This is a genomic window from Psychroserpens sp. Hel_I_66 (assembly GCF_000799465.1).
In the GTDB taxonomy this organism is placed as follows: Bacteria; Bacteroidota; Bacteroidia; order Flavobacteriales; family Flavobacteriaceae; genus Psychroserpens.
Map to the genome: position 1 here is coordinate 673,109 of NZ_JUGU01000001.1, position 24,821 is coordinate 697,929.

The window sequence follows — 24,821 nt, forward strand, 5'->3', positions numbered from 1 at the left end:
TTTTTACATGCCTGGATTTGAATTATTTGGTGATTTAGAGCGAAAGGAGCTTAATGATGTTCTTGATAATGGCGTATTGATGCGTTATGGTTTTGATGGCATGCGTAAAGGCCATTGGAAAGCTAAAGAGTTAGAAAATGAACTTTCAGATTTTTTTAAAACAAATCATGTTCAGTTAGTGTCTAGTGGTACCGCAGCTGTCACTGTCGCATTAGCATCTGCAGGTGTTGGAGCAGGAGATGAGGTGATTATGCCAACATTTACATTTGTAGCGAGTTTTGAAGCTATTATGATGCTTGGGGCAATTCCGGTTTTAGTAGATATTGATGATACACTTACTTTAGACCCTAAGGCAGTTGAAACTGCAATAACTCCAAAAACTAAAGCAGTCATGGTTGTTCAAATGTGCGGAAGCATGGGAGACATGAACGCACTTCAAGCTATCTGCACTAAGCATAATGTATTATTAATTGAAGACGCATGTCAGGCTATTGGCGGAAATTATAACGGGAAACCTTTGGGTAGCATCGGCGATTTAGGCTGTTTTTCTTTTGATTTTGTAAAAACCATCACCTGTGGTGAAGGAGGTGCTGTAATCACAAACAATAAATCGTATTATATTAACGCAGACCATTATAGTGATCATGGTCATGACCACATTGGAAATGATAGAGGAGCCGAAGCGCATCCTTTTTTAGGGTATAATTTTAGAATTTCAGAATTACATGCAGCAGTAGGTTTGGCACAAGTAAGGCGTTTGCCAGAGTTTATTGCAATTCAGAAAAAAAATTATACAATTTTACGTGAAGCTTTAGCAAGAGTTCCAGGTGTCACGTTTAGAAAAGTCCCAAAAGGAGGAGAGGAAAGTTATGCCTTTTTGAATTTCTTTTTGCCAGATTTGGATAGAGCACGTAAGGTTTCCGAAGCATTTAAAAACAACGGTATTGATGTGTGCTGGAATTATTTTGATAATAATTGGCACTACATTAGAAAATGGGATCACTTGAAAAACCAAAAATCTTTATTTCCTATTTCTTCGGAAGTTAAAGCAGGTTTGGAAAAACTTCAGAATACAACATTCGAACAATCCGATCATTACATAGGTCGAAATATCTCGTGCTTGATAAAGATGTCATGGACGGAAGCCGAAGTGAAGTTACGTGCCTCTAAGATGGTTGATGCTATTAAATCTTCGATTTAGTAATTAACATATTCTACAATCTCCAGTCCATATCCAATAATTCCAACACGTTTGGTTTGCTGGCTATTTGAAATCAGTTTTAATTTATGAATATTAAGATCGTGTAATATTTGCGCGCCAATACCAAAATCTTTAGAATCCATATCAATGCTTGGTGCCTTGACGACTTCTCCTTCAACTTGACTTTCTTTTAAAACACTCAGGCGCTTTAATAAATTCATAGATTGAGACTGCTGATTGATAAAAATGATAGCTCCCTTACCTTTGGAATTTATCACTTTAAACATGTCGTCTAATTTTTCATCAGCATTATTTGTCAAGGTGCCTAAAATATCATTGTTCACTAAAGTTGCGTTTACTCTAGTTAAAACAGGTTCATTCCTGGACCAAGTACCTTTGCTGAGAGCAATATGGATTTGATCATTTGTAGTTTGTTGGTATGCACGAAGTCTAAATTTCCCGAATCTTGTTTCAATATCAAAATCCTCGACTTTATTAATTAGAGAATCATGTTCCATTCGATACGCAACCAAATCTTCAATAGAAATTAATTTTAAATCAAACTTTTTAGCGACTTCCAATAATTGTGGCAATCTTGCCATTGTACCGTCTTCATTAAGTATTTCTACTAAAATCCCTGCAGGCTGAAATCCAGATAATCTGGCTAAATCAACAGCAGCTTCTGTATGGCCTGTTCGCCTAAGTACACCACCGTTTTTTGCTTTAAGCGGGAATATGTGACCAGGGCGTCCTAAGTCATTTGGCTTAGTATCTTTATCGACTAACGACTTTATCGTTTTTGACCTATCATGAACCGAAATCCCAGTAGTGCACCCATGACCAATTAAATCTACAGATACTGTAAATTGAGTATGATGTAAAACGGTGTTGTTTTGTACCATCATAGTCAAATCTAGTTCGTCACAGCGATCTTCGGTAAGAGGTGCACAGATAAGACCTCGACCGTGTTTTGCCATGAAGTTTATCATTTCTGGCGTTACAGCTTCTGCAGCAGCAATAAAATCACCTTCATTTTCTCTGTTCTCATCATCAACTACAATAATAACTTTTCCGTTTTTTACGTCTTGAATGGCTTCTTCAATAGTGTTTAACTGAATTTTATTATTGGCTTCTTTTGCTGTATTGGTAGTCATTATATTGTGTTTAGAAATGCAAAGATATGGCTTATTTTTTCTATGCTGAAACGTCTCTCGCGATTTTATTACGTCTTAAAATGTAAGTGATTGGATATAGAATAAATCCTATAATCGTCCAGAATGTATTTTTTGATTGTCTTTGATCGGTTATATCATTGTAAATTTTTCCGAAGAAAATACTGGCAGCTATATGATAAATTAAAAATATTATTGCTGAAATCACAGCTAATTCTTTTGATGCCTCCTCTGCTGCAGGCAACTTATTATTTTTAAACACGAAAAATGATAATAGCAAAATCATCGAAAAACAGTAAAAAATCAATGCATAATTTGCATAGGCCTTATAATCAAGAAAAGCTTTATTATTTGTTGGATCTATAATTGCTTTTGATACCTCTTCATTGGAAATTGTAGCAAATGAGTTTAATCTAAGTTCTTCGTTTATCTTTTTCTTCTGAAAAAAGTAGAATACAAAATAGAGTGGTAAACCAACAATTACAAATATCAAAGCATTAGAAATATTGTTTTTTCCTAATTGTTTAAAGAGGTTGGATTGATCTATAAAAGATTTTAAGAGTGGGAATAAGTATAAAACTCCAAAAAGGATACCAGTTAAAAATAATGCATTTCCTAACATTGGAAACTCATTGTTTTTTAATATAGCTCCAGGTAGAATAAAGAGTATGGCTAGAGCATATAATATAAATGCTAATTTAGAATTCTCTTCGTACCTGTATTTTAATCGTAATGACTCTTCGTACTTATGATCTGTTAGATTACCTCCAAACTTTAGTTCTTGCTTTGTAATGCCTCTGGTTTCTAAAATACCAACCGACGAATTTTTATAAGCAATATCATAATCGTATTGTCGGTAATGTTTAACCACATCAATTAATTGATTATTGTCATAACTAGTTAATGTTTGATAGGCCTCAGAATTCTCGTCTAAAGTATTGGAGTCAAACACCAATGTTTTACTCTTAATGCCAAATAATTTTTTGAGGGGATCTAAAATTCCGTCAGACTCAAATAAAGGCCTATCTCTTGTAGCTCTTCTGGTCAAGTAGATACTTAAAGGGAGCATAATAGCAGTAGAAAGCCATGTCGCAATTACAGGATTTAGAGAATCGTCTAAAGAGCTGTTTTTTGCGAAAATCCCAATAAAGTGATAAGTTAAAAATAATAGAATAGCGATAACTAAAGGTAAACCTATACCGCCTTTTCTAATTAGCGCGCCTAAAGGAGCACCAACAAAAAAGAGAATAATACAAGCAAGTCCTAAAAGATATTTTTCATGTAATGAAATAACATGTTTATTTCTCCAATTTGTTTGCGCTGCAAAATTCTGTTTATTAGACTTAATGATTTGATTGGTGCTAGTAAGCGTATTATTGGCTAGATTAAGTAATTGAACTTTAGTTTTGTCATTAAATAAGCTTAATATATCGCCATCAAAAATAGAGTCTTTTTGAGGTGAGATATTTTTATTTAGTGTAGCTATAGAAGTCCTGTCATAAAGAGTTTTAGAGAAATTTTTTAAGGCAACTTCTTTTTTATCATATAAACTGTCAACTGTATAGCTAAGGTCTCTAATGTTAAGCATGTTATAACGATTGTCATAACTTTGGTCGTCCATATCAACATCATTGAAACCCTCTAAATCAACGTTAATTGTATATTCTTCAAAATAACTCTTTGCGTGAGGCTTTTTTCTATTTTGTTTTATATCTCTACTTTCTATTTCCTCGTAATAATTGCCATTGTATAAAATTAACTGTATTAGGTTAGAATTGACGCTACCCTCAAGTAATCCGCTTTCAGCAATAATAACAGTTTTGTTTTTAGCATTTTGAGTTGCTTTTTTATGAATGACCACATTTTTTAAAAATTCGCCATTTTCTCCTGTTTTATCTTCAACCTTAATATTGTAATTACCAATTTCATTGAACTGACCTTTAGTAATGGCTAGAGCTGGTTTAACCTGAGCTATATTTTTACGAAGGTTATAAACATTTTTATTGGCCCAAGGAATCACATTATTAGAAAAAACAAAGGTGACCAATCCAAGTAATACAATAAAAACACTTAAACTTTTCATAGCGCGTTGCAATGAAATGCCTGTAGACTTCATAGCTGCAAACTCATAGTTCTCAGCAAACTGGCCAAAAACCATAATAGAAACCAATAAAATAGTAAGTGGTAAGATTAAAGGGATAAGTGTAGGTGTGATATATACAAGCAGCTTAATGATGACAAAAGTGTCTAAATCCTTACCTGCCAAATCGCCAATATATAACCAGATAGCCTGTAAAACAAAAATGAACATGAGTATAATAAACACGCTCAAAAATGTTTTTAGGTAGGTCATAAATATATACCTATCTAATATTTTCATGCAAGGGTAAGGTTAGCTTAATCTAGCTTGTTGATGTAATATTCTTTATACTTATTTTGGTCAAAAGTAAATAAGGTTTTCGAAATAGGCTCGTTTGTTTTAAAAGAATTAACAGTCAAGGTCGTTTTGGTACCGTTTTTACCAACTTCAATTAATCTATAAATATGTTTTGTTTGGGCATCAATACCTAAAAAGACCTCTTTTATTTCAGAATTTGTATCGATAGGGTTGAGTTTGACAAATTGAACTTTTCTACCTTTTACATCTTGGATCACATCCATTTTATAGCTATAACCATCCTTATAAAAAGACATCATTTTGCTAGGAGTAATTGTGTTTTCATCTTCCGAATTATTAGATGATACTGTCACCTCTTCATCTTCAGGACTAATAGTGTACATGGTTTTGCCATCAAATAATCGAGTTACGCCAAGAATATTAAGTACGTATTTATCGCCTTGCATTATAACATCACCTCGAGTTTCTTGTTTTATGTTTTCGCTTTGATTTTCTAAAACGTATTTAAAATCTATTGAAATATTATCATAGGCCTTTGCTTTGGCATAAACTTCATTTAATAAAGTTTCTGCCTTTTTAGAGTCTTGTGAGAATCCTATGTTACTAATTAAAAATGCTAAAATTATAATTACCTGTTTCATCGTTTTAATTTTTATTCCCTTCGGAAATATGCTGTTATAATTAATTTTCGTTTGATAATAATGCATCTAGAGCTACAAAATCTGGCACTAAAACCTGTCGTGCTTTACTTCCTTCAAAACCACCAACAATTCCAGCAGCTTCCAATTGATCAATAATACGACCAGCTCTATTGTAACCTAGTTTTAGTTTACGTTGCAATAAAGATGCAGATCCCTGTTGTGCTGTTACAATAATTTCGGCAGCTTCTCTAAATAATTTATCTCTATCTTCTATATTGTTATCAAGACTTGTGCCACTTTCTTCACCAACATATTCTGGAAGTAAATAAGCTTCAGGATATGCTTTTTGACCGCCAATAAATTCAGTAATTCGTTCAACTTCTGGAGTGTCTACAAAAGCACATTGTATTCTAGTTATATCATTTCCGGAGGTATATAACATATCACCTCGACCAATAAGTTGATCTGCGCCACCACCATCTAAAATGGTACGTGAATCAATTTTTGAAGTTACCCTAAAAGCTATACGCGCTGGAAAATTCGCCTTTATTATACCAGTAATGACGTTAACCGATGGTCGTTGTGTTGCAATAATCAAATGAATCCCAATAGCACGAGCCAACTGCGCTAAACGAGCGATAGGTGTTTCTACTTCTTTACCAGCAGTCATAATTAAATCGGCAAACTCATCAACTACCAAAACAATATAAGGTAAGAATTGATGGCCATCGTTAGGATTTAACTTTCTCGCTTTGAACTTGGTGTTGTATTCTTTAATATTACGACATAATGCGTTTTTAAGCATTTCGTAACGGTTATCCATTTCTATACATAGTGAATTTAATGTATTGATAACCTTAGTATTATCTGTGATTATAGCATCTTCGCTATCTGGAAGTTTTGCCAAATAATGACGTTCTATCTTATTGAATAAAGTGAGCTCCACTTTTTTGGGATCTACAAGCACAAATTTAACTTCCGCAGGATGTTTCTTGTAGAGTAGGGAAGTGAGCACCGCGTTTAAACCAACCGATTTACCTTGACCAGTGGCACCTGCCATCAACATGTGAGGCATTCTCGCAAGATCAACTACAAAGGTTTCATTACTAATGGTTTTTCCAAATGCGATTGGCAATTCCATATCAGACTTTTGAAATTTCTGGGACGCAATAACAGAACGCATCGAGACGATAGTTGAGTTTTTATTGGGAACCTCAATACCAATAGTTCCTTTACCCGGAATTGGTGCGATAATTCGAATCCCTAATGCAGAAAGGGAAAGCGCAATATCATCTTCAAGATTTTTAATTTTTGAAATACGAACTCCTGCTTCTGGCACAATTTCGTAGAGCGTTACCGTAGGTCCAATCGTGGCTTTAATGCTAGAAATACCAATTTTGTAGTTGTTAAGAGTCTCTACAATACGGTTTTTGTTTTCTTCAAGTTCTTCTTTATTGATAGAGATACCTTCAGTATCGTATTTTTTTAATAGATCTAAGGGCGGAAATTGAAACTTGCTCAACTCTAAGGTTGGGTCAAATTGCCCAAAATCCTCAACAAGCTTATTGGCAAGATTATCATCTTCGGAAATTTCTTCCTCAACAGTTTCTATTTCTATATCTAACTCCGTTTCTATATCGTCTTCTTCGTCATCCTCTTTTTTCGGACTAACTTTTAATTCTGGTTCTGGAGTTTTCTGTTTTTCAGTTTTATCAACTGTTTTCACTTTTGTTTGATCTTCATCAACATTAAGTTCGAAAGCAGATTTAATCTCTTCAGCTTCCGCAGTTAAATCGTTATCAAGGGTAAAAGTGGAATCTTCATCCTGTGAATTCACTTCACCCTTAAAGTCGCTTTTCGCCCTTTTAAATAGCTTAACAAATGTGTCTCCATTGACTTTAAATCTAATTGCAGCGTAAGTAATCAAAACAAAAACGAGTAGGAGGATTGTACCAATTTTTCCAATATAATCTTGAAAGAATGAGTTCATTTCAAAGCCAATAGTGCCTCCAAGTGCATCGTATTTATGGGAAAAGAAACCGAAAAATATAGATAGCCAAATGGCGATGAGTGTTCCCCAAACCCAATGGCGACGTAATCGTGATTTATTAATATCTAAAGTGATGTAGATACCAGAGAGAAATACCAATCCAGAAAAAATAAATGAAGAAATCCCAAAACCTTTATTAATGAAAAAGTCGCTCGTCCAAGCTCCTAATTTATTAAGCCAGTTTTGTGTTTTTACTTCTCTTGAAGCTAATTCAGTAAGCGTACTTTGATCTGCCTTACCAGTAAAGAAAAACGATAAAAACGCAATAAACATTAAAATACCAATGATAATCAAGAGACTACCAAAAATCAGTTTTTGCTGACTCGATAGCTTAAGGCTTGGTTTTTTAAATTTAGGAGAGGTTTTAGTGCTCTTTTTAGTCTTGGTTTTTTTCTTCGCCATCAACAGGTCATTAGTATAAAACAAAAATACAAATTACTAACGTTTATCCTAACTTAAAAGTATTTAAACGAGTGTTTGAAGTTTGAGAATTTTATTTTTTAAAATATCTTCGGAATATAGATTACCAAGGCAGCAATTGCAGCACTAACAGCAGCGATAAAAACAGCTCCAGCAGCAATATCCTTGATCTTGCCAATACTTGCGTGCATATCTGGATGTACAAAATCTGCAATATTTTCTATGGCAGTATTGACGCCTTCAAGGCTCATGACCAATCCTATAAATGCAATCTGGAATAACCACTCTGTTGTAGAAATCTCAAAATAGAATCCCGCTATTGTAATTATTATAGCGCAAAACACCTGTATTTTAATACTGGCTTCCGTTTTGATTAGATACGCAGCGCCTTTGTAGGCATAGCCCACGCTTTTAAGCCTATTTATTAAAAAGGATTCTTTTTTTGACATTTATTTAATTCAAAGCATCAAATTTTACTTTGTAAGAATATTTGATTTATTTCAAAGCATCCAATGCTGCTTTGTAAGAGTATTTAAATTATTTCAAAGCATCCAATGCTGCTTTGTAATCTGGCTCATCAGCGATTTCTGGAACTTGTTGTGTATAAATGATTTTTCCTTCAGAATTTAAAACCAATACACATCTCGAAAGTAAGGATTCAAATGCGCCATCTGTAAACTCTAATCCGTAGGATTTTCCGAAGTTACCATCTCTAAAATCTGAGAGACTCTCGACATTGTCTAAACCTTCAGCAGCACAAAAACGAGCTAGCGCAAAAGGTAAATCTCTTGAGATGCAAAGCACTTTTGTGTTGTCTAATTTTGAAGCTTTCTCATTAAAAGATCTCACAGATTGTGCGCATGTCCCAGTATCTACACTTGGAAATACGTTTAAGATCACGTTATGTCCTTTATAATCGTTTAATGATTTAGAAGCTAAATCTGTAGTTGTTAATTTAAAGTCTGGGGCTTTAGAACCTTCTTGAGGTAATGTTCCAGATGTATGTACTGTGTCTCCACCTAATGTAACTGTTGCCATGTTTTAAAGTTTTTTTGAATGTTAAAATTAAGGATTATTTAAATGTTAAAAGCAAGGTATGTGTAATATTTGCAATAGTTTAACAAGAAAATAAATATTGAGGAAAGTGTATTAGAAAGTTCCTACAATACCAATTTGATTAGAACTAAATCTCAGGTTCCATGAGATTTGCTTTTTTTTCTTCGGAAAACCATAAGCCTCCTCCTTATTAAGGTAATTGTCAATACAGTCTACAACAATAATACTCAATGCGGTACTAAATGCTACATCTGTAATCCAATGTGCATCGTCAATAATTCTAGAAATAGGCGGTAACGCTCCAACACTATATATGCCAACCTTTACCCAAACATTATCAAACTGCTTGGCAATAGAATGTGCCATAGTCATTGACAATATAGTATGCCCAGAAGGGAATGATCGATAAGTTGCCTCACCCGAAAAAGGGTTAAAGGCATAATTATCAAAACCAGATCCAGGACGTGCTCTGCCAACTGCAGCCTTGGTGATTGACTGAATTACTCCAGTGGTCACAGATGAAGAAATTATTAAAACACTCGTTTTTCTTATCTTTTCGTTTTTAGTCAACAACCCAAACGTATAAAGTCCAGTATTTACTGCAAAATAATTTTGTGGACTTCCAAAATACCAGCCAAAATCTCTTAATACCTGCGGATAATCATTTCTATTCTGTTGAGACCAATCTCGTATAGGTTGATCTGCAAGACTTAATGTTGCAGTCCCAGCAATGAGAATACCAAATTTAGCAAAATCGTTACCCTTCCATTGAGCGGGACGCGTCATTGAATGAGCTACGCTCTTTACAGTAAATTTTGCGTCGTGTTTAACCAAATCCCAAATTGAAGACGAGTCTTTTACTTTAGTATCAAGTTCAAGAGTTTGTGCAACCAAAGTTGTTAATGACCCAAAAAAGAATATATAGAATAAGAGTATTTTTATTTTCAATGTGTTTATCTTAATTCAGCACCAAGTTGTTTTTCAAAATTGGCCTGAAGTTTATTCATTATTTTATCAATTTGCTTATCGGTAAGTGTTTTGTGCTCATCTTGGATGGTAAAACTTACTGCGTAGCTTTTCTTTCCCTTCGGAAGATTTTTACCTTGATACACATCAAAAAGATCGACATCCTTGAGCAATTGCTTTTCTGTTTGCATAGCGATTTTATCGATATCCTCAAACTTGACATCATTATCTAATAGTAAGGCAAAATCACGACGTACTTCAGGATATTTAGGGATGTCCTTAAATTTTATGTCGTTATGTTTTGCCATATTGATCACATTATCCCAATTGAAATCTGCGAATAGTACTTCTTGTGAAATTCCGAAGTATTTCAAAACCTTTTTATTGACAATACCAAAATCGACCAGTTTATTTTTACCAATAGACAAACTTATACCTTCACTAAAGACATCATTCTTTATAGGAGACACTTTATGTCTAGAAATCCCTAAACGCTCTAAAGTACTGTTAATTATCCCTTTTAAGTAAAAGAAATCGCTTTTTTGAACAGGGGCATTCCAACGTGAATTGGATTTGTTTCCTGTTAAAAATAAAGAGAGGTGTTTGTTCTCTATGCGACCATCATCATAACTATGGTAAGTTTTCCCGAACTCATAGAGTTTAAGGTCGTCACGCTTTCTATTGATATTATAGCTTAAAGCTTCCAATCCAGAAAACAAAAGACTTTGGCGCATCACGCTTAAGTCATTACTTAATGGATTCAACATTTCTACATTATGTTCTTCTTTTAATTGCTCACTTAGTGCAATGTATTTGGGAGTGGTTAGCGAGTTTGATAGAATCTCAAAAAAACCTTGAGATGCCAATTGGTTACCAATAATGTTTTGAAGCTTATAGTCCTCAAATTTAGATGTATTAGAGATGGAAGCGTTTAATTTTTCCGTAGTACGAATATTATTATAACCAAACACACGTAAAACTTCTTCAATTACATCTGCTTCACGCTGTACATCATTTCGGTATGCAGGAACTGTAAGTCCCAAACCAGTTTCTGTAACATTGTTTACTTTAATGTCTAAAGACGAAAGAATTTGTTTTATAGTCTCCTTTGGGATTTCCTGCCCTATAAGTTTTCTTGTGTTCTCAAAACTTAAACGTACTTGGAAATCTTCAATTTTTTTCGGATAAAAGTCCATGGCATCACTAGAGATCTCACCTCCAGCGATATCGATTATCATTAAGGCAGCACGCTTTAAGGCGTAATCTGTGATATTGGGATCAATACCTCTTTCAAACCTAAAAGAAGCATCGGTATTTAAACCGTGTCTTTTTGCAGTTTTTCTAATACTCACGGGATTGAAATAAGCACTCTCCAAGAAAATACTTGTCGTACCTGCGGAAACTCCAGAATGCGCTCCGCCAAAAACACCAGCAATACACATAGGTTTTTCAGCATCACAAATCATGAGATCATCTGCGCTCAACTCACGTTCTACATCGTCTAAGGTGGTGAATTTTGTACCTTCTGGCAGTGTTTTTACAACGACTTTGTTTCCGGTAATTTTTGCAGCATCAAAAGCGTGAAGTGGCTGTCCCAGCTCGTGCAATACATAATTGGTAACATCAACAATATTGTTTTTTGGGGTTAGACCTATGGCTTTTAGTCTGTTTTGTAGCCATGAAGGCGAATCTTCAACCTTAATGCCTTTAATAGTGATTCCGCAGTAACGAGGAGCTAGATCATAATTCTTGACATCAATATCAATTTTGAGCGTTCTGCTATCTACATGAAAAGAACTTACCGAAGGTGTAATCATTTCAGTATTAATATCCTTTTGTAAAAATCCAGCTTTTAAATCGCGAGCCACACCATAATGACTCATAGCATCTGCTCTGTTTGGTGTTAGGCCAATTTCAAAAACGTGATCATTTTCTATTTCAAAAAGATCTGCAGCGAGCGAACCGACTTTTAATTTGTTATCAAGTACCATGATACCATCGTGTGATGCTCCGAGGCCTAATTCGTCTTCGGCGCAAATCATACCGTGGCTTTCCTCACCTCTAATTTTTCCTTTTTTGATGGTCCAAGATTCGCCAGTTTCAGTATAAAGTGTTGTACCAATTGTGGCAACTGGTACTTTTTGACCTGCAGCAACATTTGGAGCGCCACAAACAATTTGTAAAGGTTCGCCATTACCAATATCTACTGTGGTAATTTTTAAGCGGTCTGCATTTGGGTGCTGTACACAAGTCAAAACTTCACCAATAACAATACCTTCAAGTCCACCTTTTACAGATTGGTAGCTTTCTATGCCTTCTATTTCTAGGCCTAAATCGGTTAGTAATTCACCAGTTTTCTCTGCAGGCCAATCGGTTTTTAAAAATTGTTTTAGCCAGTTATATGATATTTTCATCGTCTATTTTTGTAAGTGACCAAAGATAATAATACTAATAGTTTAGAGGTGTCATTTTTTCAAAAAATAGATATAGAAACTTTTTTTCTTAGGTCCCGATAGCTATCGGGATTAAATCTTCAAAAATGATTCTTATAAAATGAACATTGCGGGAAATTAGCGGTAAGTAGTTTATATTTGTCCATATTATACCTCTTTAAAAAGAAAATCTGTTATGCGAAAATTACTTGTATTACCCATTTTATTGCTTCTTGTAGGATGCAATCTCAATCGTCCAGAAGCTCTTCAAGAAGGGATTTGGCGAGCAGAGTTACAGCTTACAAAAACAGAGGTTTTGCCTTTTAATTTTGAGGTCACTTCAAGGAATGCGCTTAAAATTTTTAATGCAGATGAAGTAATTATGGTAACAGATATTAATTATTCAAACGATACTGTAGTCATAAAAGCTCCCGTTTTTGAAGGATATATTGAAGCGGTAGTTAAGGATGGAACGCTTAAAGGCAGTTTTATAAATGAAAGTCTGGATCGCGTGGTTCCTTTTTCTGCGGAAATAGGAAAAACCACACGTTTTGATCTCGAAAACGAAACTTCTAGCCAAGATGTTGCTGGGAGTTGGGAAACTGTTTTCAGTCCAAATTCCGAAGAAGAAAAATATATAGCCAAAGGGATTTTTGAACAGGAAGGCACACGCGTTACAGGAACTTTTAGAACGACAACTGGAGATTATAGGTATCTTGAAGGCGTGATGGATGGCGATACTATGAAGCTCTCAACATTTGATGGTGCTCATGCTTTTTTGTTTACAGGAAAAGTGACCGATAGCACAATGAATGGGAAATTTTATTCTGGAAACCATTGGGAAGAACCTTTTAAAGCCAAGAGAAACAGCGATTTTGAGCTTCCAGATGCCAATGAGTTAACTTTTTTGAATGAAGGTTTTGATACATTGGAATTCACGTTTCCAGATGCCGATGGAAATCAAATCTCATTGGCTGACAATAGGTTTAAAAATAAAGTAGTCATCGTTCAAGTGATGGGTACTTGGTGTCCTAATTGTTTGGATGAGAGTAAATACTATTCAGAATTTTATAACAATAATGCAGGACGAGGCGTGGAGTTTGTGGCTCTGGCTTTTGAATATGCCAAGACAGAGGAAAAGGCTTTTTCTAGTATTAAACGTTTAAAGAATGATATTGGGATTCCATATCCTATACTTTTAGCGCAGTACGGATCTTCAAGTAAAGCTGAAGCTCAGGAAAAACTACCAATGCTCAACCACGTTTTGTCTTACCCAACTTCAATATTTATAGATAAAAAAGGTAAAGTCAGAAAAATCCATACAGGATTTAACGGTCCAGCAACTGGTGAAAAATTTGAAGAATTTAAAACGGAGTTTAGAGGTTTTGTAGAGGAGTTGTTGGGAGAGGAGTAACTGATTAAGTTTTTTAAATCTTTGATGGATTATCCATGTATGGTTTCACTTTTACCATAACTTTTTATCAATTCTCCTTCAAATGCTACAAGTTCTTGCCAGCGTTTATCGACGTCAATGTCTTTACCATATTTTCTGGCGAACGTTATAAATGTAGTATAGTGTCCAGCTTCGCTTACCATTAAATCGTAGTAGAATTTCGAAAGTTCTTCATCTTTAATGCGTTGCGATAATAGTTTAAAGCGCTCACAACTTCTTGCTTCTATCATTGCAGAAAACAATAAACGATCAACCATACTTTGTAAATGGTTTCCACCTTTGTTCATGAATTTATAAAGCTCATTTACATAGCTATCCTTTCTTTCTCTGCCTAAAGTATAACCTCGCTTTTTTATAATCTCATGAACCATTTGAAAATGCTCCAGTTCTTCTTTCGCCAATTCCAGTAAATCGGTCACTAAATCCTCATATTGTGAATTATGAGTTATTATTGTGATTGCATTTGTGCAAGCTTTTTGTTCGCACCACGCGTGGTCTGTAAGAATTTCTTCAATGTTTTCTTCTGCAATGGTTGCCCAACGAGGATCGGTTTCTAATTTAAGGTGAAGCATTTTTGAATTAATGAGAATAAATTAATAATGAATAATTCTAATGAATTGTAAATATAATGATTGATTATTAAATGTTAAGTCTTCAACTTCGTTCTAACTTATATAATTCCAAATATTCTTGTATTTACTAAGCTCACGATACGTGTTTAATATCATTTTGTGGTCTGGTAGCGATAGTGATGGGTCTAAATTTAAAACGCGTCTTGCATAAAACCGGGAACTCTGTAAAATATCCTTATCCTTAACTATGTCTGCGATTTTTAGATTAAGTACACCACTTTGTTGCGTCCCCATCACATCTCCTGGACCTCTTAATTTTAAGTCCACTTCTGCAATTTCAAATCCGTCACTGGTTCTCGTCATTGTCTCTAATCTTACTTTGCTGTCCTGCGTCAATTTATGGCTCGTCATAAGAATACAATAGCTTTGCTCTGCGCCTCGACCAACCCGACCTCTTAATTGGTGCAATTGCGACAGGCCAAAACGTTCAGCGCTTTCAATAATCATAACAGACGCATTTGGCACATTTACTCCAACTTCAATCACTGTGGTGGCTACCATTATTTGGGTTTCTCCTTTGACAAAACGCTGCATTTCAAAATCCTTATCTACAGGTTTCATTTTGCCATGAACTATCGAGATTTGGTATTTGGGCTGCGGAAATTCTCTAACAATACTTTCATAGCCATCCATTAGATCTTTATAATCCATATGCTCACTTTCTTGAATTAAGGGGTAAACAATATAAATCTGTCTGCCTTTTTCAATTTCATCTCGCATAAATCGCATTACTTTAAGTCGATTTTTATCGTAGCGATGAACCGTTTTTATGGCTTGTCTTCCTGGTGGTAATTCATCGATAACTGAGATGTCTAAATCGCCATAAACAGACATTGCTAAAGTACGCGGAATTGGAGTAGCGGTCATCACCAAAATATGTGGTGGAAAATCATTTTTTTTCCATAATTTAGAACGTTGTGCAACTCCAAATCGATGTTGTTCATCTATAATTGCAAGGCCTAAATTTTTAAATTTCACCTTGTCTTCAAGTAGTGCATGAGTGCCAATTAAGATCTGTAAATCACCATTTTCGAGAGATTCATGAATTTTTTTTCTTTCTGAAGTTTTACTTGAACCAGTAAGTAGTTTTATACTGATATTTAAATTGTTAGCTAATTCACTTAATCCTTGAAAGTGTTGGACTGACAAAATTTCAGTAGGCGCCATCAAACATGCTTGAAATCCGTTGTCAAGTGCCATGAGCATTGACATGAACGCAACTATAGTCTTTCCAGAACCTACATCACCTTGTAAAAGCCGATTCATCTGCGCATTACTACCTAAGTCCTGTCTAATTTCTTTGATAACTCGCTTTTGTGCGTTCGTTAAATCGAAGGGTAAATGGTCTTTGTAAAAGGAATTAAAATAATCGCCAACAGATGAAAAAGGAAAGCCTTTGATTTTTGATTTATGAATGAGATTTTTTAAAATCAACTGCAATTGGATATAGAATAATTCTTCGAATTTCAACCTAAATTCTGCTCTTGCTAAAAGGGTATTATCTTTAGGGAAATGCACGTTAAAAAGGGCGTCGCTTTTTGATAATAGTTTAAGTTCAGAACATATGTTTTCAGGAAGTGTTTCTGCAAAACGTCCGTTGGTTTCTATAAACAGACTTTGCATGATTTTGTTCATCACTTTATTGGTGACGCCTTTGTTTGATAATTTTTCGGTTGAGGGATATACAGCTTGCATTGTTGAGCGTAAATGCTGTTCGTGCTCTTTTAAAAGTTCAAATTCGGGATGTGGCATGCTAAAGGCACCATTGAACCAGTTTACTTTTCCGAAGATCACATAATCCACATTTGGCTTCAGGCTCTCGCGAATCCATTTTTGACCACGAAACCAAACGAGTTCCATGCGTCCTGTATCGTCTTGAAAACTGGCAACCAAACGTTTGCCTCTTTTCTGTGCAATTTCTTTAAAGCCAGTGATTTTTCCAACGATTTGAACCTCTGCACTGTTTCGTTGCAATTCGCTGATTTTGTAATACTTAGTACGATCTAAATAGCGATTAGGGAACAAGTTGATCAAATCCTGATACGTATGAATTCCCAGCTCGCTACGCAGTAAATCTGCACGATTGGGCCCAACGCCTTTGAGGTAATCTATAGGAGTTTGAAGTTTAGAACTCATAGTTGCGAATTTACCCAATTCCTTTGAAAAAAGGAATCTCTTTATGAATGGAAATCAATTTAAAATTCAATAGATTTGGGTAATCTGAGATGTAATTGAGATCAAAGCGATCAATCTCATCGATTTCTGCTTTATTAGTCTTAGCAAAAACCGTATTTTGGTCTCATCTTTGATAAATCCTACGCATGAAACTACTTTTTCAATTTATAATCGTTTTGTTTTTCTTCGGAAATGTAACCGCTCAACAAACTGGTGATGTAGATTTTAAGAAGATAGAAGCTAATTTAAATGTTTCTACATATTCAAAGCAAGTTGACGGAATGTATTTTGTTGAATTTGAAATCCTTAAAGATGTTGATTCTATTTATTTGGATGCAAAAAACATAAAGTTGAAATCTGAAGTTTGGGAGGATTCTGGCATCAAGCCTGAGTTTAATAACAATCCATTAGAGCGCACTATAGCATCAAAAGTAAGTGATGGGAAAATTGTTTTTTTTGATAAATTCAAAGCTGGAAAAAAATTTAGATTTGGTTTTAGATACGAGTCAATACCTAAAAAAGCAATGTATTTCGTAGATGACCAAATCTGGACCCAAGGTCAAGGAAAGTACACGAGTAATTGGCTTCCAAGTATTGACGATGTTAACGATAAAATAGAATTTGACTTATCTATAACTTATGAAAACGGTTATGAAGTTTTAGCTAACGGTAAACTCATTAATAGAGACATAGGAGAGGAATTTACTAAATGGCACTACGACATGCAAAACCCAATGTCAAGCTACTTAGTTGCGCTGGCCATTGGTAAATACAACAAAAAAACAGAAACCTCCAAGAGCGGAATCCCTTTAGAATACTACTATTATCCGGAAGACTCTTTAAAAGTAGAGCCAACGTATCGTTACATAAAGCAAATGTTTGATTTCTTGGAAGAAGAAATCGGTTTTGCATATCCTTGGCTAAATTACAAGCAAGTTCCCGTAAAAGACTTTTTGTATTCTGGGATGGAAAACACCAGTCTCACAATTTTTTCAGATGGATTTGTGGTAGACTCGATTGGCTATAACGATAAAAATTACATTACTGTCAATGCTCACGAGCTGGCGCACCAATGGTTTGGTGATTTGGTAACTGCTACTTCTGGCGCGCATCACTGGCTTCAAGAGGGTTTTGCTACGTATTACGCACTCTTGGCAGAGCGTGATATTTTTGGTGAAGATCATTATTATTGGCAACTTTTTGAGAATGCTCAAGAATTGATCGCTCAAGAAGAAGCGGGTCAAAGCACATCACTTTTAGATCCCAAATCGAGCAGTACCACATTCTATAAAAAAGGAGCTTGGGCTCTGCATGTTTTGCGAGAGCAGGTTGGTGACAGTGCTTTTAAAGATGCTGTAAAGGTGTATTTGAATACGCATCAATTCGGAAATGTAAAAACAAGCGATTTTATTTCCGAAGTAGAAAAAACGAGCCAGCAAGATCTTTCTGAATTTGTGGATGTATGGTTGACTAGTGTTGAGCTCCCGGAAGATGCTATCGTAAAAAGCCTTAAAAAATCTGAGTTTATGCGAGAGTACTTAAGTATTGATTGTACTGAATATTCTCAAAAATGCAAGGACTATTTGGTTTCTAATATTTCCGATAAGGCAAAAATAAAAGTAGTAAGCCAGATCTCAAAACATATCGAAGCTGAGGCTTTTAGAAATAATTTACAGGTAAGACAGGCGATTGCTCAATATGTGAGTGAGATTCCGAAGGAAATAAAACAAGAATATGAGTCACTCTTAAACGATAAATCCTATGTCACAATTGAGGCTGCTTTGTATAATTTATGGGTTAATTTTCCGCAGGAACGCATTAAGTACTTGCAGAAAACCAAAGATATTAAAGGTTTTAGTGATTATAATGTAAGGTTGCTTTGGTTAGTCCTTAATTTAAACACGATTGAATTTGAGCCTGAAAAAAAACAGGATATTTTAAACGAGCTGATTGGTTATAGCTTGCCTGAGCATCATTTTGAATTGCGAATGAATGCATTTAACTATTTAAAGCTCATTGGTGGGTTTGATGAAAAAGCGATCAAAAGCTTGCTACAGGCGACCAAACATCATAATTGGCGGTTTTCTAAATTCGCAAAAGAGTTATTGTCGCAATTGGAAAACGAAGACGCTTACAAGCAATTGATTGATAAACTAAAAAACGAGCAAGATTGAGAGCATTGGTGATTTCTGGAGGCGGAAGTAAAGGCGCGTTCGCGGGAGGTGTTGCGCAATATCTTATAGAGGAAGAAGGTCGAGAATATGATATGTTTTTGGGGACGTCAACGGGTAGTTTGCTCATAAACCACTTGGCTTTAGGTGATATTGGTAAGTTGTATAATGTGTTTACCAATGTGCAGCAACATGATATTTTTAGCATAAGCCCTTTTGTGCAACGTAAAAAAGGAGATCGAGAATATGTATCTATTGATTTTATAAATTCTCTATGGCAGTTCATGAGGCGCAAGCGAACGTTTGGAGAGAGTAAAGCGCTTAAGCGACACATAATACGGAATTTCACAAAAGAGGAATATTTAAAAATCAAGGAAACAAAAGAAGATGTTGTTGTGACTGTTTCTAATCTGTCCATGAACAGGGTAGAGTACAAGTCTATCAAAGATTATTCTTATGAGGAATTTTGTAATTGGATTTGGATCTCATGTAATTATATACCGTTCATGTCTTTGGTGAAAGTTAATGGCTATGAATATGCAGATGGTGGATTGGGTTGCGTCATCCCAATCAGGGAAGCTATTTTAAGAGGTGCTACGGAAGTTGATGCCATCATTTTAGAGGCAGAGCAAATGGAGCGCTCTAAAGTTCTAGGGAAAAACCCATTTTCTTTGATGCTTAATTTATTTGGTCACCTTTTGGATCAAGTAGAAAAAAGCGATATTGTTATTGGCAAGCTTGCTGCCAAAAACAGAGGCGTAAAACTCAATTTATATTACACGCCAGTTAGTTTGACCGAAAATTCTTTGATCTTTAGTAAGCGTTTAATGACAAAATGGTGGGAGCAAGGTTATGATTATGCTAAAAACAGACACGACGATAGTAATCGTATTGCTTAAAACTACCAAATTTCAGAAACTTCTTCCCTTATGAATGAAAGCGCTGCGTCACTTGGCGCTCTTTTGTCCATCATATCTGTGATGATGACTTCACGAAGTTTGTCTGCATTATCAACTTTATCAGATAATGTTGCCTTTCTTATCATTTGAATGGTTGCATTTTTTGCGGTAGAAGTAATGCTCCAGCACTTATCTGTAACATAAATTTGCTGCGCTAAATTATGATCAAATTCTTGTTCAATATTAGCTATAAGTAAAGCTTCGTAATCTTCTTTATTTGAGGAATTTGGAGTAACTCTTATTAGTAATTTTGATGGCTTTATTCTTTCTAAAAAAAGAGAGATGCGTTCGTAGGCTTGAAGTCGCATTGGTAGACTGTCCTTTTGTAAATCTTTGCGTATTAAATAGTCTCTTCTGTTGGTTTCATTTTCTACAAATTCACGAAAAAATAAATAAGCAATTGCTCCAGTGATTAAAGCTGGAATGATAAACATAAGTAGATTAATTAATTGTTGTTCCATAATGGCAATGATTGTTTTAAATTATAAAATTAGTAATTTAAGATTGTTGTCTCATGTTTTTTCCGCCTAAATATTGACAGTCTTTTAAATCTCTCATAGAGGTAAAAGGTACTGGTGTTTTATCGTATTGATAAGTCATACTCAATTCAGACGACAAATTGTGGTCGTCAACATTAACCTCTATATCTGTCATTTCGAATTGGCAAGGATGTTCGTAACCCGCAGCATGTGTGATTTCAATGAACTCTTTTTTAAAGGTATTGAAGTATTGGGCCAAACGTTCAGATTTTAAAGGAACATCGATACCGCGTTGCAACCATTTGCTTTGAGTAGCAACACCACTAGGGCAACGATTTGTATGGCAAACCTTAGCTTGAATACATCCAATACTCATCATTGCCTCTCTAGCCACGTTTATAACATCAACACCCATTGCAAATGCCATTGCAGCTTTGCCAGGAAACCCAAGTTTGCCACTCCCAATAAAAACGACTTGTTTTTCTAGTCCTTTTCTTTTAAATAGTTTGTACAAATCCCCAAAACCGTAAACCCAAGGTAGAGACACGTGGTCTGCAAAACTTGGTGGAGCAGCACCAGTGCCACCTTCACCGCCATCTACAGTAATAAAATCTGGACCTTTACCAGTTTTGACCATAATGTCAGTTAGTTCTTCCCATTGACCCAGTTTGCCAATAGCAGCTTTAATGCCAACTGGTAAGCCCGTTTCTTCTGCGATAGCTTCAATAAAATCAACCATTTCTGGTATAGTATTAAAAGCCTTGTGATTTGGAGGTGATAATACGTCTTTGCCAACTTCAACACCTCGAATTTCTGCGATTTCCTCTGAAATTTTTGCTCCCGGTAACACACCTCCTTTGCCTGGTTTAGCGCCTTGGGAAAGTTTTAGTTCTATGGCTCTTATAAAAGGATTTTCCTCAACAAGTTTTTTCATTTTCTCCATTGAGAATCCGCCATCTTCTGTGCGCACGCCAAAGTATCCTGTTCCGAAGTGAAACACAACATCTCCACCGTTGCTGTGGTATGGTGACAATCCACCTTCACCAGTGTTATGGTAAGCTCCAGCGATTTTACATCCTTTATTTAGTGAGTCAATTGCCCTTGCTGATAGTGAACCAAAACTCATTGCAGACACATTTATAATAGATGCTGGTCGAAATGGTTTTCTTCGTTTGTTATGAAGACCTATCACTTTTGCGCATGGCAAAAAATGTTTGTCCTTTGCATTTACGTGATCGTCATCAACTTTAAAAGGAATCATCGCATTATTGATAAATATATGCTGGTGCGCATAAATATCTCGGTCTGTACCAAAGCCTTCGTAGTTGTTCTCGCTTTTTGCAGAGGCATAAACCCATCCTCTTTCTATGCGGTTGAAAGGAAGTTCTTCCCTGTTGTTTGCTATAAAATATTGACGAATTTCTGGACCGATACTTTCAAACCAATATCGTAAGTGGCCTACAACAGGAAAATTATGGCTTATGGTGTGTCTTCTTTGTGAAATATCGCGAATGGCAACTATCGCAAGTACGATAATGATCCACATCCACCATGAGATGCTTGAAATAAAGTCAATAAAAGTGTCCATGAAGTTAATTTGAAACGTAAAGATATTTAATTTTTGCATTACAAAAGTATCAAATACTTATCTTTATAATATGGGAGTAATTACAAAAAAAACAGGTGTTATTTTTATCGTGACTTTTGCGGTTGCCTTAATTATATTTTTTAGTCTAAAATTCTATGCAGAATCTAAATTTAAGGACTATGTTGCCAATTTACCAGAGCAAATGGATTTTCAATATGAAGATGTGGATATTGACATTCTCTCCGGGAATTTAACCCTTAAAAAGCCATCGCTAAACATTAAAGGTCAAGTAACCAATGAGGTTATTGCTAAAATAAATCTCGATAATTTTGAATTGAAGAATTTAGGTTATTGGGATTTTTATAAAAATGACGCTGTAAATATTGAGCTTGTCAACATTTCTAAGCCCAAAATCACTTATTACCACAACAAAAATGTTGAAAAACAAAGTTATAGCGATAATTTAAATGGAGGTTCTAAAAAGACATTTCAGGTTGGAACATTTAAAATTGAGAACGCTGATATTGAGGTTTTTGATGTAGATACAGATTCCCTATTGTTTTCTTCGGAAAATATAGACATCCAATTATCGTCTATTACATCAAAATCATCTAAAACTTCCAAGCTTCCATTTTCATTCGGGGAATTTTTCATAAACTCAAAAAATCTTGAATATCAAGTTGGTGACTTTGAGAATCTCACTTTAGAATCGATGTCAATTACACCAGAGACATCTAAACTTTCTAACCTAAAACTACGAACAAAATATTCCGAAAGGGAATTGTCAAGTATTATAAAAACCGAAAGAGATCATTATGATTTGAGTATTGTTTCCGTAGAAATATTAAATCAAAAATTAACGTTTGACAAAGATTCTATTACAGTTTTCAAAGCCAATGAAATCATTATAAACACTCCTGAAATTGATATTTACAGGGATAAATTAGTAGCCGATGATTTGACACATAAATCAATGTATAGCAAAATGTTAAGGGATCTTAACTTTAGTTTAGATTTAAATAAAATAATTATAAATAAAGGACGTATTATTTATGAGGAAAAAGTTAAGAAAGACAATCAAGCTGGTAAATTAGAATTTTTAAATCTAGATGCAACTATAGCAAATGTTTCTAATTTAAAATCATCAACGCAACCAGTAAAAATTGATATTTCATCCACTTTTATGGAAGATACACCTCTTGAAGTGGATTGGAGTTTTGATGTAAACGACGTTAACGATGGCTTTATTTTTAAAGCAGATTTAGGTCTTTTAGAAGCAAAAGATTTAAATCAGTTTATGCAACCTAATTTAAATATCAAATTAGAAGGAGCTTTGATTAAAACCTATTTTACGATTGATGGCAATGCCAATACATCCAGAGTAGATCTAAAGACCGATTACGACCAATTTGATGTTGTGATTCTCCAGGATGACGGTAAAGAGAAAAACAAATTCTTATCTGGTTTAGTCAATTTGTTTATATCAAAAGACAGTAAAAACAGTACAGACAATTTCCGCGAAAGCGATACCAAAACAGTAGATCGCGATAAGACGAAATCTATTTTTAATTTTGTTTGGAAAAACGCCCAATCTGGCCTATTATCTGCGATGGCTGGCGATGGCAAAAAAGACAACTAAAATTTACTTGTTCAAATAATCTAATGTTAGTTGTGTAAATGCTTTGACGCCAAGCAACATCCCACTTTCATCAATCATAAAATCTGGTGTATGGTGAGGAAATGCACCTTTGGATTCTTCGGTTGGATTCATGCCTCCCAAAAAGAAATATAAACCAGGAACCACTTCTTGAAAGTAAGAAAAATCTTCTCCGCCAGTGGTGGCTTTTACTATTTGAACATTTTGAGTACCTGCGACTTCTTGCAAAGATGGGAGCATTTGGTCAACCAAATCAGGATCATTATAAGTGATAGAAGTTTGGTTTCTAAAAGATATAGTGGCTTCTCCACCATAAGCTTTAGCAATTGTTTCTGTCATTTCTTTCATACGACGCTCAATCATTTCGCGCATTGCAGGATCGAGTGTTCTAACAGTGCCAATGAGTTCTGCTGTTTCTGGGATGATATTAAAACGTGTTCCTGCTGTAATTTTGCCTACAGTAATTACTGCAGCTTCATCTGTTAATTTAGCCTCTCTACTTATAATAGTTTGTAAACCATCAATAATTTTTGCTGAAATCAAAATTGGATCAACTCCAGACCAAGGCTGTGAACCATGGGTTTGTTTCCCTTTGACGTTGATAACAAAACGTTCTACGGAAGCCATAATGCCACCTTTTTTATATTTCAAAACGCCAACAGGAGTTCCTGCATTGATATGCAGACCAAAAATAACATCCACCTTTGGATTTTCTAAAACTCCTTCTTTGATCATTAGTGCTGCACCTCCTTCTTCTCCAGGTGGTGGCCCTTCTTCTGCAGGTTGAAAGATAAATTTGACTGTTCCTTTTATTTTGTCTTTGTGTTTTGATAATACTTCTGCAACTCCCATTAAAATGGCTGTATGTGTGTCATGCCCACAAGCGTGCATCACGCCAGTTTTTGTTCCTAAAAATTCGGTTTCTACTGTACTTTTAAAAGGTAAGTCATTACGTTCTGTTACTGGAAGTGCGTCGATATCTGCTCGAAGTGCAACGACTTTACCTGGTTGGTCTCCTTTTAAAATGCCAACAACACCTGTTATAGCGATTCCTGTTTCAACTTCTAATCCCAAAGATTTTAGATGTGCTGCAATTTTTTCAGCAGTTTTAAACTCTTGATTGGATAGCTCTGGATTTTGATGAAAATCGCGACGCCACTCAATCACTTTAGATTCGATATCTATGATGTCTTTTTCAATATTGTTTTGTGAGAATATTGCTAAACTTCCGAAGAAAAAACACAACGTAACAATTACTTTCATGGTTTAAAATTTATTGATGAGCTTAAAGGTATTCAAAATATGTGAAACTAAAATCTTAGCCTTGATTGTTTATAATTATTCATAAAATCGTTTACTAAAAACGAGGCT

18 protein-coding genes are annotated in these 24,821 nt (G+C 35.1%); 5 read left to right on the forward strand and 13 right to left on the reverse strand.

Annotation, left to right across the window (positions count from 1 at the left end; all coding sequences use genetic code 11):
* Positions 1-7 precede the first annotated feature (7 nt).
* Positions 8-1,201 (forward strand): DegT/DnrJ/EryC1/StrS family aminotransferase, encoded by a 1,194-nt coding sequence (locus tag GQ40_RS03165; RefSeq protein WP_047545674.1) that lies wholly within the window; start codon positions 8-10, stop codon positions 1,199-1,201.
* Here GQ40_RS03165 and ribB read toward each other — a convergent pair.
* The 8 genes from ribB to pheT form a co-directional block, all read right to left on the reverse strand.
* Entirely contained in the window at positions 1,198-2,355 is a 1,158-nt protein-coding gene (ribB, locus tag GQ40_RS03170; RefSeq protein WP_047545676.1) for a 3,4-dihydroxy-2-butanone-4-phosphate synthase, read from the reverse strand. The two genes, GQ40_RS03165 and ribB, sit on opposite strands and share 4 nt — an antisense overlap.
* Positions 2,356-2,395: 40 nt before the next feature.
* Positions 2,396-4,753, reverse strand: coding sequence for an LptF/LptG family permease (locus tag GQ40_RS17390; protein ID WP_081990165.1), 2,358 nt, complete (start codon positions 4,751-4,753; stop codon positions 2,396-2,398).
* Between the two features lie 17 nt (positions 4,754-4,770).
* Positions 4,771-5,412, reverse strand: a complete 642-nt coding sequence (locus tag GQ40_RS03180; protein ID WP_047551364.1) for a LolA family protein — start codon at positions 5,410-5,412, stop codon at positions 4,771-4,773.
* 40 nt (positions 5,413-5,452) lie between these two features.
* Positions 5,453-7,864: a DNA translocase FtsK gene (locus tag GQ40_RS03185; protein WP_047545678.1), complete on the reverse strand. Its 2,412-nt coding sequence runs from the start codon at positions 7,862-7,864 to the stop codon at positions 5,453-5,455.
* Positions 7,865-7,962: 98 nt separating this feature from the next.
* Entirely contained in the window at positions 7,963-8,331 is a 369-nt protein-coding gene (locus GQ40_RS03190) for a diacylglycerol kinase (protein ID WP_047545680.1), read from the reverse strand.
* 88 nt (positions 8,332-8,419) lie between these two features.
* Entirely contained in the window at positions 8,420-8,920 is a 501-nt protein-coding gene (gene tpx, locus GQ40_RS03195; protein WP_047545682.1) for a thiol peroxidase, read from the reverse strand.
* 111 nt (positions 8,921-9,031) lie between these two features.
* The gene (locus GQ40_RS03200) at positions 9,032-9,886 is read right to left on the reverse strand and encodes a phosphatase PAP2 family protein (RefSeq protein WP_047545684.1); all 855 of its coding nucleotides are present in this window, start codon (positions 9,884-9,886) and stop codon (positions 9,032-9,034) included.
* A gap of 5 nt (positions 9,887-9,891) precedes the next feature.
* Positions 9,892-12,318 carry a phenylalanine--tRNA ligase subunit beta gene (gene pheT / locus GQ40_RS03205; RefSeq protein WP_047545686.1) on the reverse strand — a complete coding sequence of 809 codons (2,427 nt, stop codon included), beginning with the start codon at positions 12,316-12,318 and terminating at the stop codon, positions 9,892-9,894.
* 214 nt (positions 12,319-12,532) lie between these two features.
* Between pheT and GQ40_RS03210 the strand changes: the two genes are divergently transcribed.
* Positions 12,533-13,750 (forward strand): peroxiredoxin family protein, encoded by a 1,218-nt coding sequence (locus GQ40_RS03210; RefSeq protein ID WP_047545688.1) that lies wholly within the window; start codon positions 12,533-12,535, stop codon positions 13,748-13,750.
* 29 nt (positions 13,751-13,779) lie between these two features.
* Here the strand turns inward: GQ40_RS03210 and GQ40_RS03215 are convergent, their stop codons facing one another.
* On the reverse strand, positions 13,780-14,361 hold the full coding sequence (locus GQ40_RS03215; RefSeq protein WP_047545690.1) for a tRNA-(ms[2]io[6]A)-hydroxylase: 582 nt from the start codon (positions 14,359-14,361) through the stop codon (positions 13,780-13,782).
* A gap of 93 nt (positions 14,362-14,454) precedes the next feature.
* Positions 14,455-16,557, reverse strand: a complete 2,103-nt coding sequence (gene recG / locus GQ40_RS03220; protein WP_047545691.1) for an ATP-dependent DNA helicase RecG — start codon at positions 16,555-16,557, stop codon at positions 14,455-14,457.
* A gap of 185 nt (positions 16,558-16,742) precedes the next feature.
* Between recG and GQ40_RS03225 the strand changes: the two genes are divergently transcribed.
* Positions 16,743-18,770, forward strand: a complete 2,028-nt coding sequence (locus GQ40_RS03225; RefSeq protein WP_047545693.1) for a M1 family metallopeptidase — start codon at positions 16,743-16,745, stop codon at positions 18,768-18,770.
* Complete coding sequence (locus tag GQ40_RS03230; RefSeq protein WP_047545695.1) at positions 18,767-19,666, forward strand: patatin family protein; 900 nt, start codon at positions 18,767-18,769, stop codon at positions 19,664-19,666. Before GQ40_RS03225 ends, GQ40_RS03230 begins: the two co-directional genes overlap by 4 nt.
* Before the next feature lie 2 nt (positions 19,667-19,668).
* Here the strand turns inward: GQ40_RS03230 and GQ40_RS03235 are convergent, their stop codons facing one another.
* Together GQ40_RS03235 and GQ40_RS03240 are read right to left on the reverse strand one after the other, a co-directional pair.
* A complete protein-coding gene (locus GQ40_RS03235; RefSeq protein ID WP_047545697.1) occupies positions 19,669-20,187 on the reverse strand; it encodes a hypothetical protein in 519 nt (172 codons plus the stop codon).
* Between the two features lie 37 nt (positions 20,188-20,224).
* Entirely contained in the window at positions 20,225-21,793 is a 1,569-nt protein-coding gene (locus GQ40_RS03240) for an FMN-binding glutamate synthase family protein (protein ID WP_047551367.1), read from the reverse strand.
* Positions 21,794-21,863: 70 nt separating this feature from the next.
* On the opposite strand from GQ40_RS03240, the gene GQ40_RS03245 reads away from it, so the two are divergent.
* The gene (locus tag GQ40_RS03245; protein WP_052184133.1) at positions 21,864-23,432 is read left to right on the forward strand and encodes a hypothetical protein; all 1,569 of its coding nucleotides are present in this window, start codon (positions 21,864-21,866) and stop codon (positions 23,430-23,432) included.
* Between the two features lie 3 nt (positions 23,433-23,435).
* Here GQ40_RS03245 and GQ40_RS03250 read toward each other — a convergent pair whose 3' ends face one another.
* The gene (locus tag GQ40_RS03250) at positions 23,436-24,713 is read right to left on the reverse strand and encodes an amidohydrolase (RefSeq protein ID WP_047545700.1); all 1,278 of its coding nucleotides are present in this window, start codon (positions 24,711-24,713) and stop codon (positions 23,436-23,438) included.
* Between the last annotated feature and the right edge of the window lie 108 nt (positions 24,714-24,821).

Bases quoted from the DNA above. Each gene is read 5' to 3' on its own strand.
- GQ40_RS03245 (WP_052184133.1), top strand. From the start codon at position 21,864: ATGGGAGTAATTACAAAAAAAACAGGTGTTATTTTTATCGTGACTTTT.
- GQ40_RS03185 (WP_047545678.1), bottom strand. From the start codon at position 7,864: ATGGCGAAGAAAAAAACCAAGACTAAAAAGAGCACTAAAACCTCTCCT.
- GQ40_RS03180 (WP_047551364.1), bottom strand. From the start codon at position 5,412: ATGAAACAGGTAATTATAATTTTAGCATTTTTAATTAGTAACATAGGA.
- GQ40_RS17390 (WP_081990165.1), bottom strand. From the start codon at position 4,753: ATGAAAATATTAGATAGGTATATATTTATGACCTACCTAAAAACATTT.
- pheT (WP_047545686.1), bottom strand. From the start codon at position 12,318: ATGAAAATATCATATAACTGGCTAAAACAATTTTTAAAAACCGATTGG.
- GQ40_RS03190 (WP_047545680.1), bottom strand. From the start codon at position 8,331: ATGTCAAAAAAAGAATCCTTTTTAATAAATAGGCTTAAAAGCGTGGGC.
- recG (WP_047545691.1), bottom strand. From the start codon at position 16,557: ATGAGTTCTAAACTTCAAACTCCTATAGATTACCTCAAAGGCGTTGGG.
- ribB (WP_047545676.1), bottom strand. From the start codon at position 2,355: ATGACTACCAATACAGCAAAAGAAGCCAATAATAAAATTCAGTTAAAC.
- GQ40_RS03250 (WP_047545700.1), bottom strand. From the start codon at position 24,713: ATGAAAGTAATTGTTACGTTGTGTTTTTTCTTCGGAAGTTTAGCAATA.
- GQ40_RS03235 (WP_047545697.1), bottom strand. From the start codon at position 20,187: ATGGAACAACAATTAATTAATCTACTTATGTTTATCATTCCAGCTTTA.
- tpx (WP_047545682.1), bottom strand. From the start codon at position 8,920: ATGGCAACAGTTACATTAGGTGGAGACACAGTACATACATCTGGAACA.
- GQ40_RS03225 (WP_047545693.1), top strand. From the start codon at position 16,743: ATGAAACTACTTTTTCAATTTATAATCGTTTTGTTTTTCTTCGGAAAT.
- GQ40_RS03240 (WP_047551367.1), bottom strand. From the start codon at position 21,793: ATGGACACTTTTATTGACTTTATTTCAAGCATCTCATGGTGGATGTGG.
- GQ40_RS03215 (WP_047545690.1), bottom strand. From the start codon at position 14,361: ATGCTTCACCTTAAATTAGAAACCGATCCTCGTTGGGCAACCATTGCA.
- GQ40_RS03210 (WP_047545688.1), top strand. From the start codon at position 12,533: ATGCGAAAATTACTTGTATTACCCATTTTATTGCTTCTTGTAGGATGC.
- GQ40_RS03165 (WP_047545674.1), top strand. From the start codon at position 8: ATGCCTGGATTTGAATTATTTGGTGATTTAGAGCGAAAGGAGCTTAAT.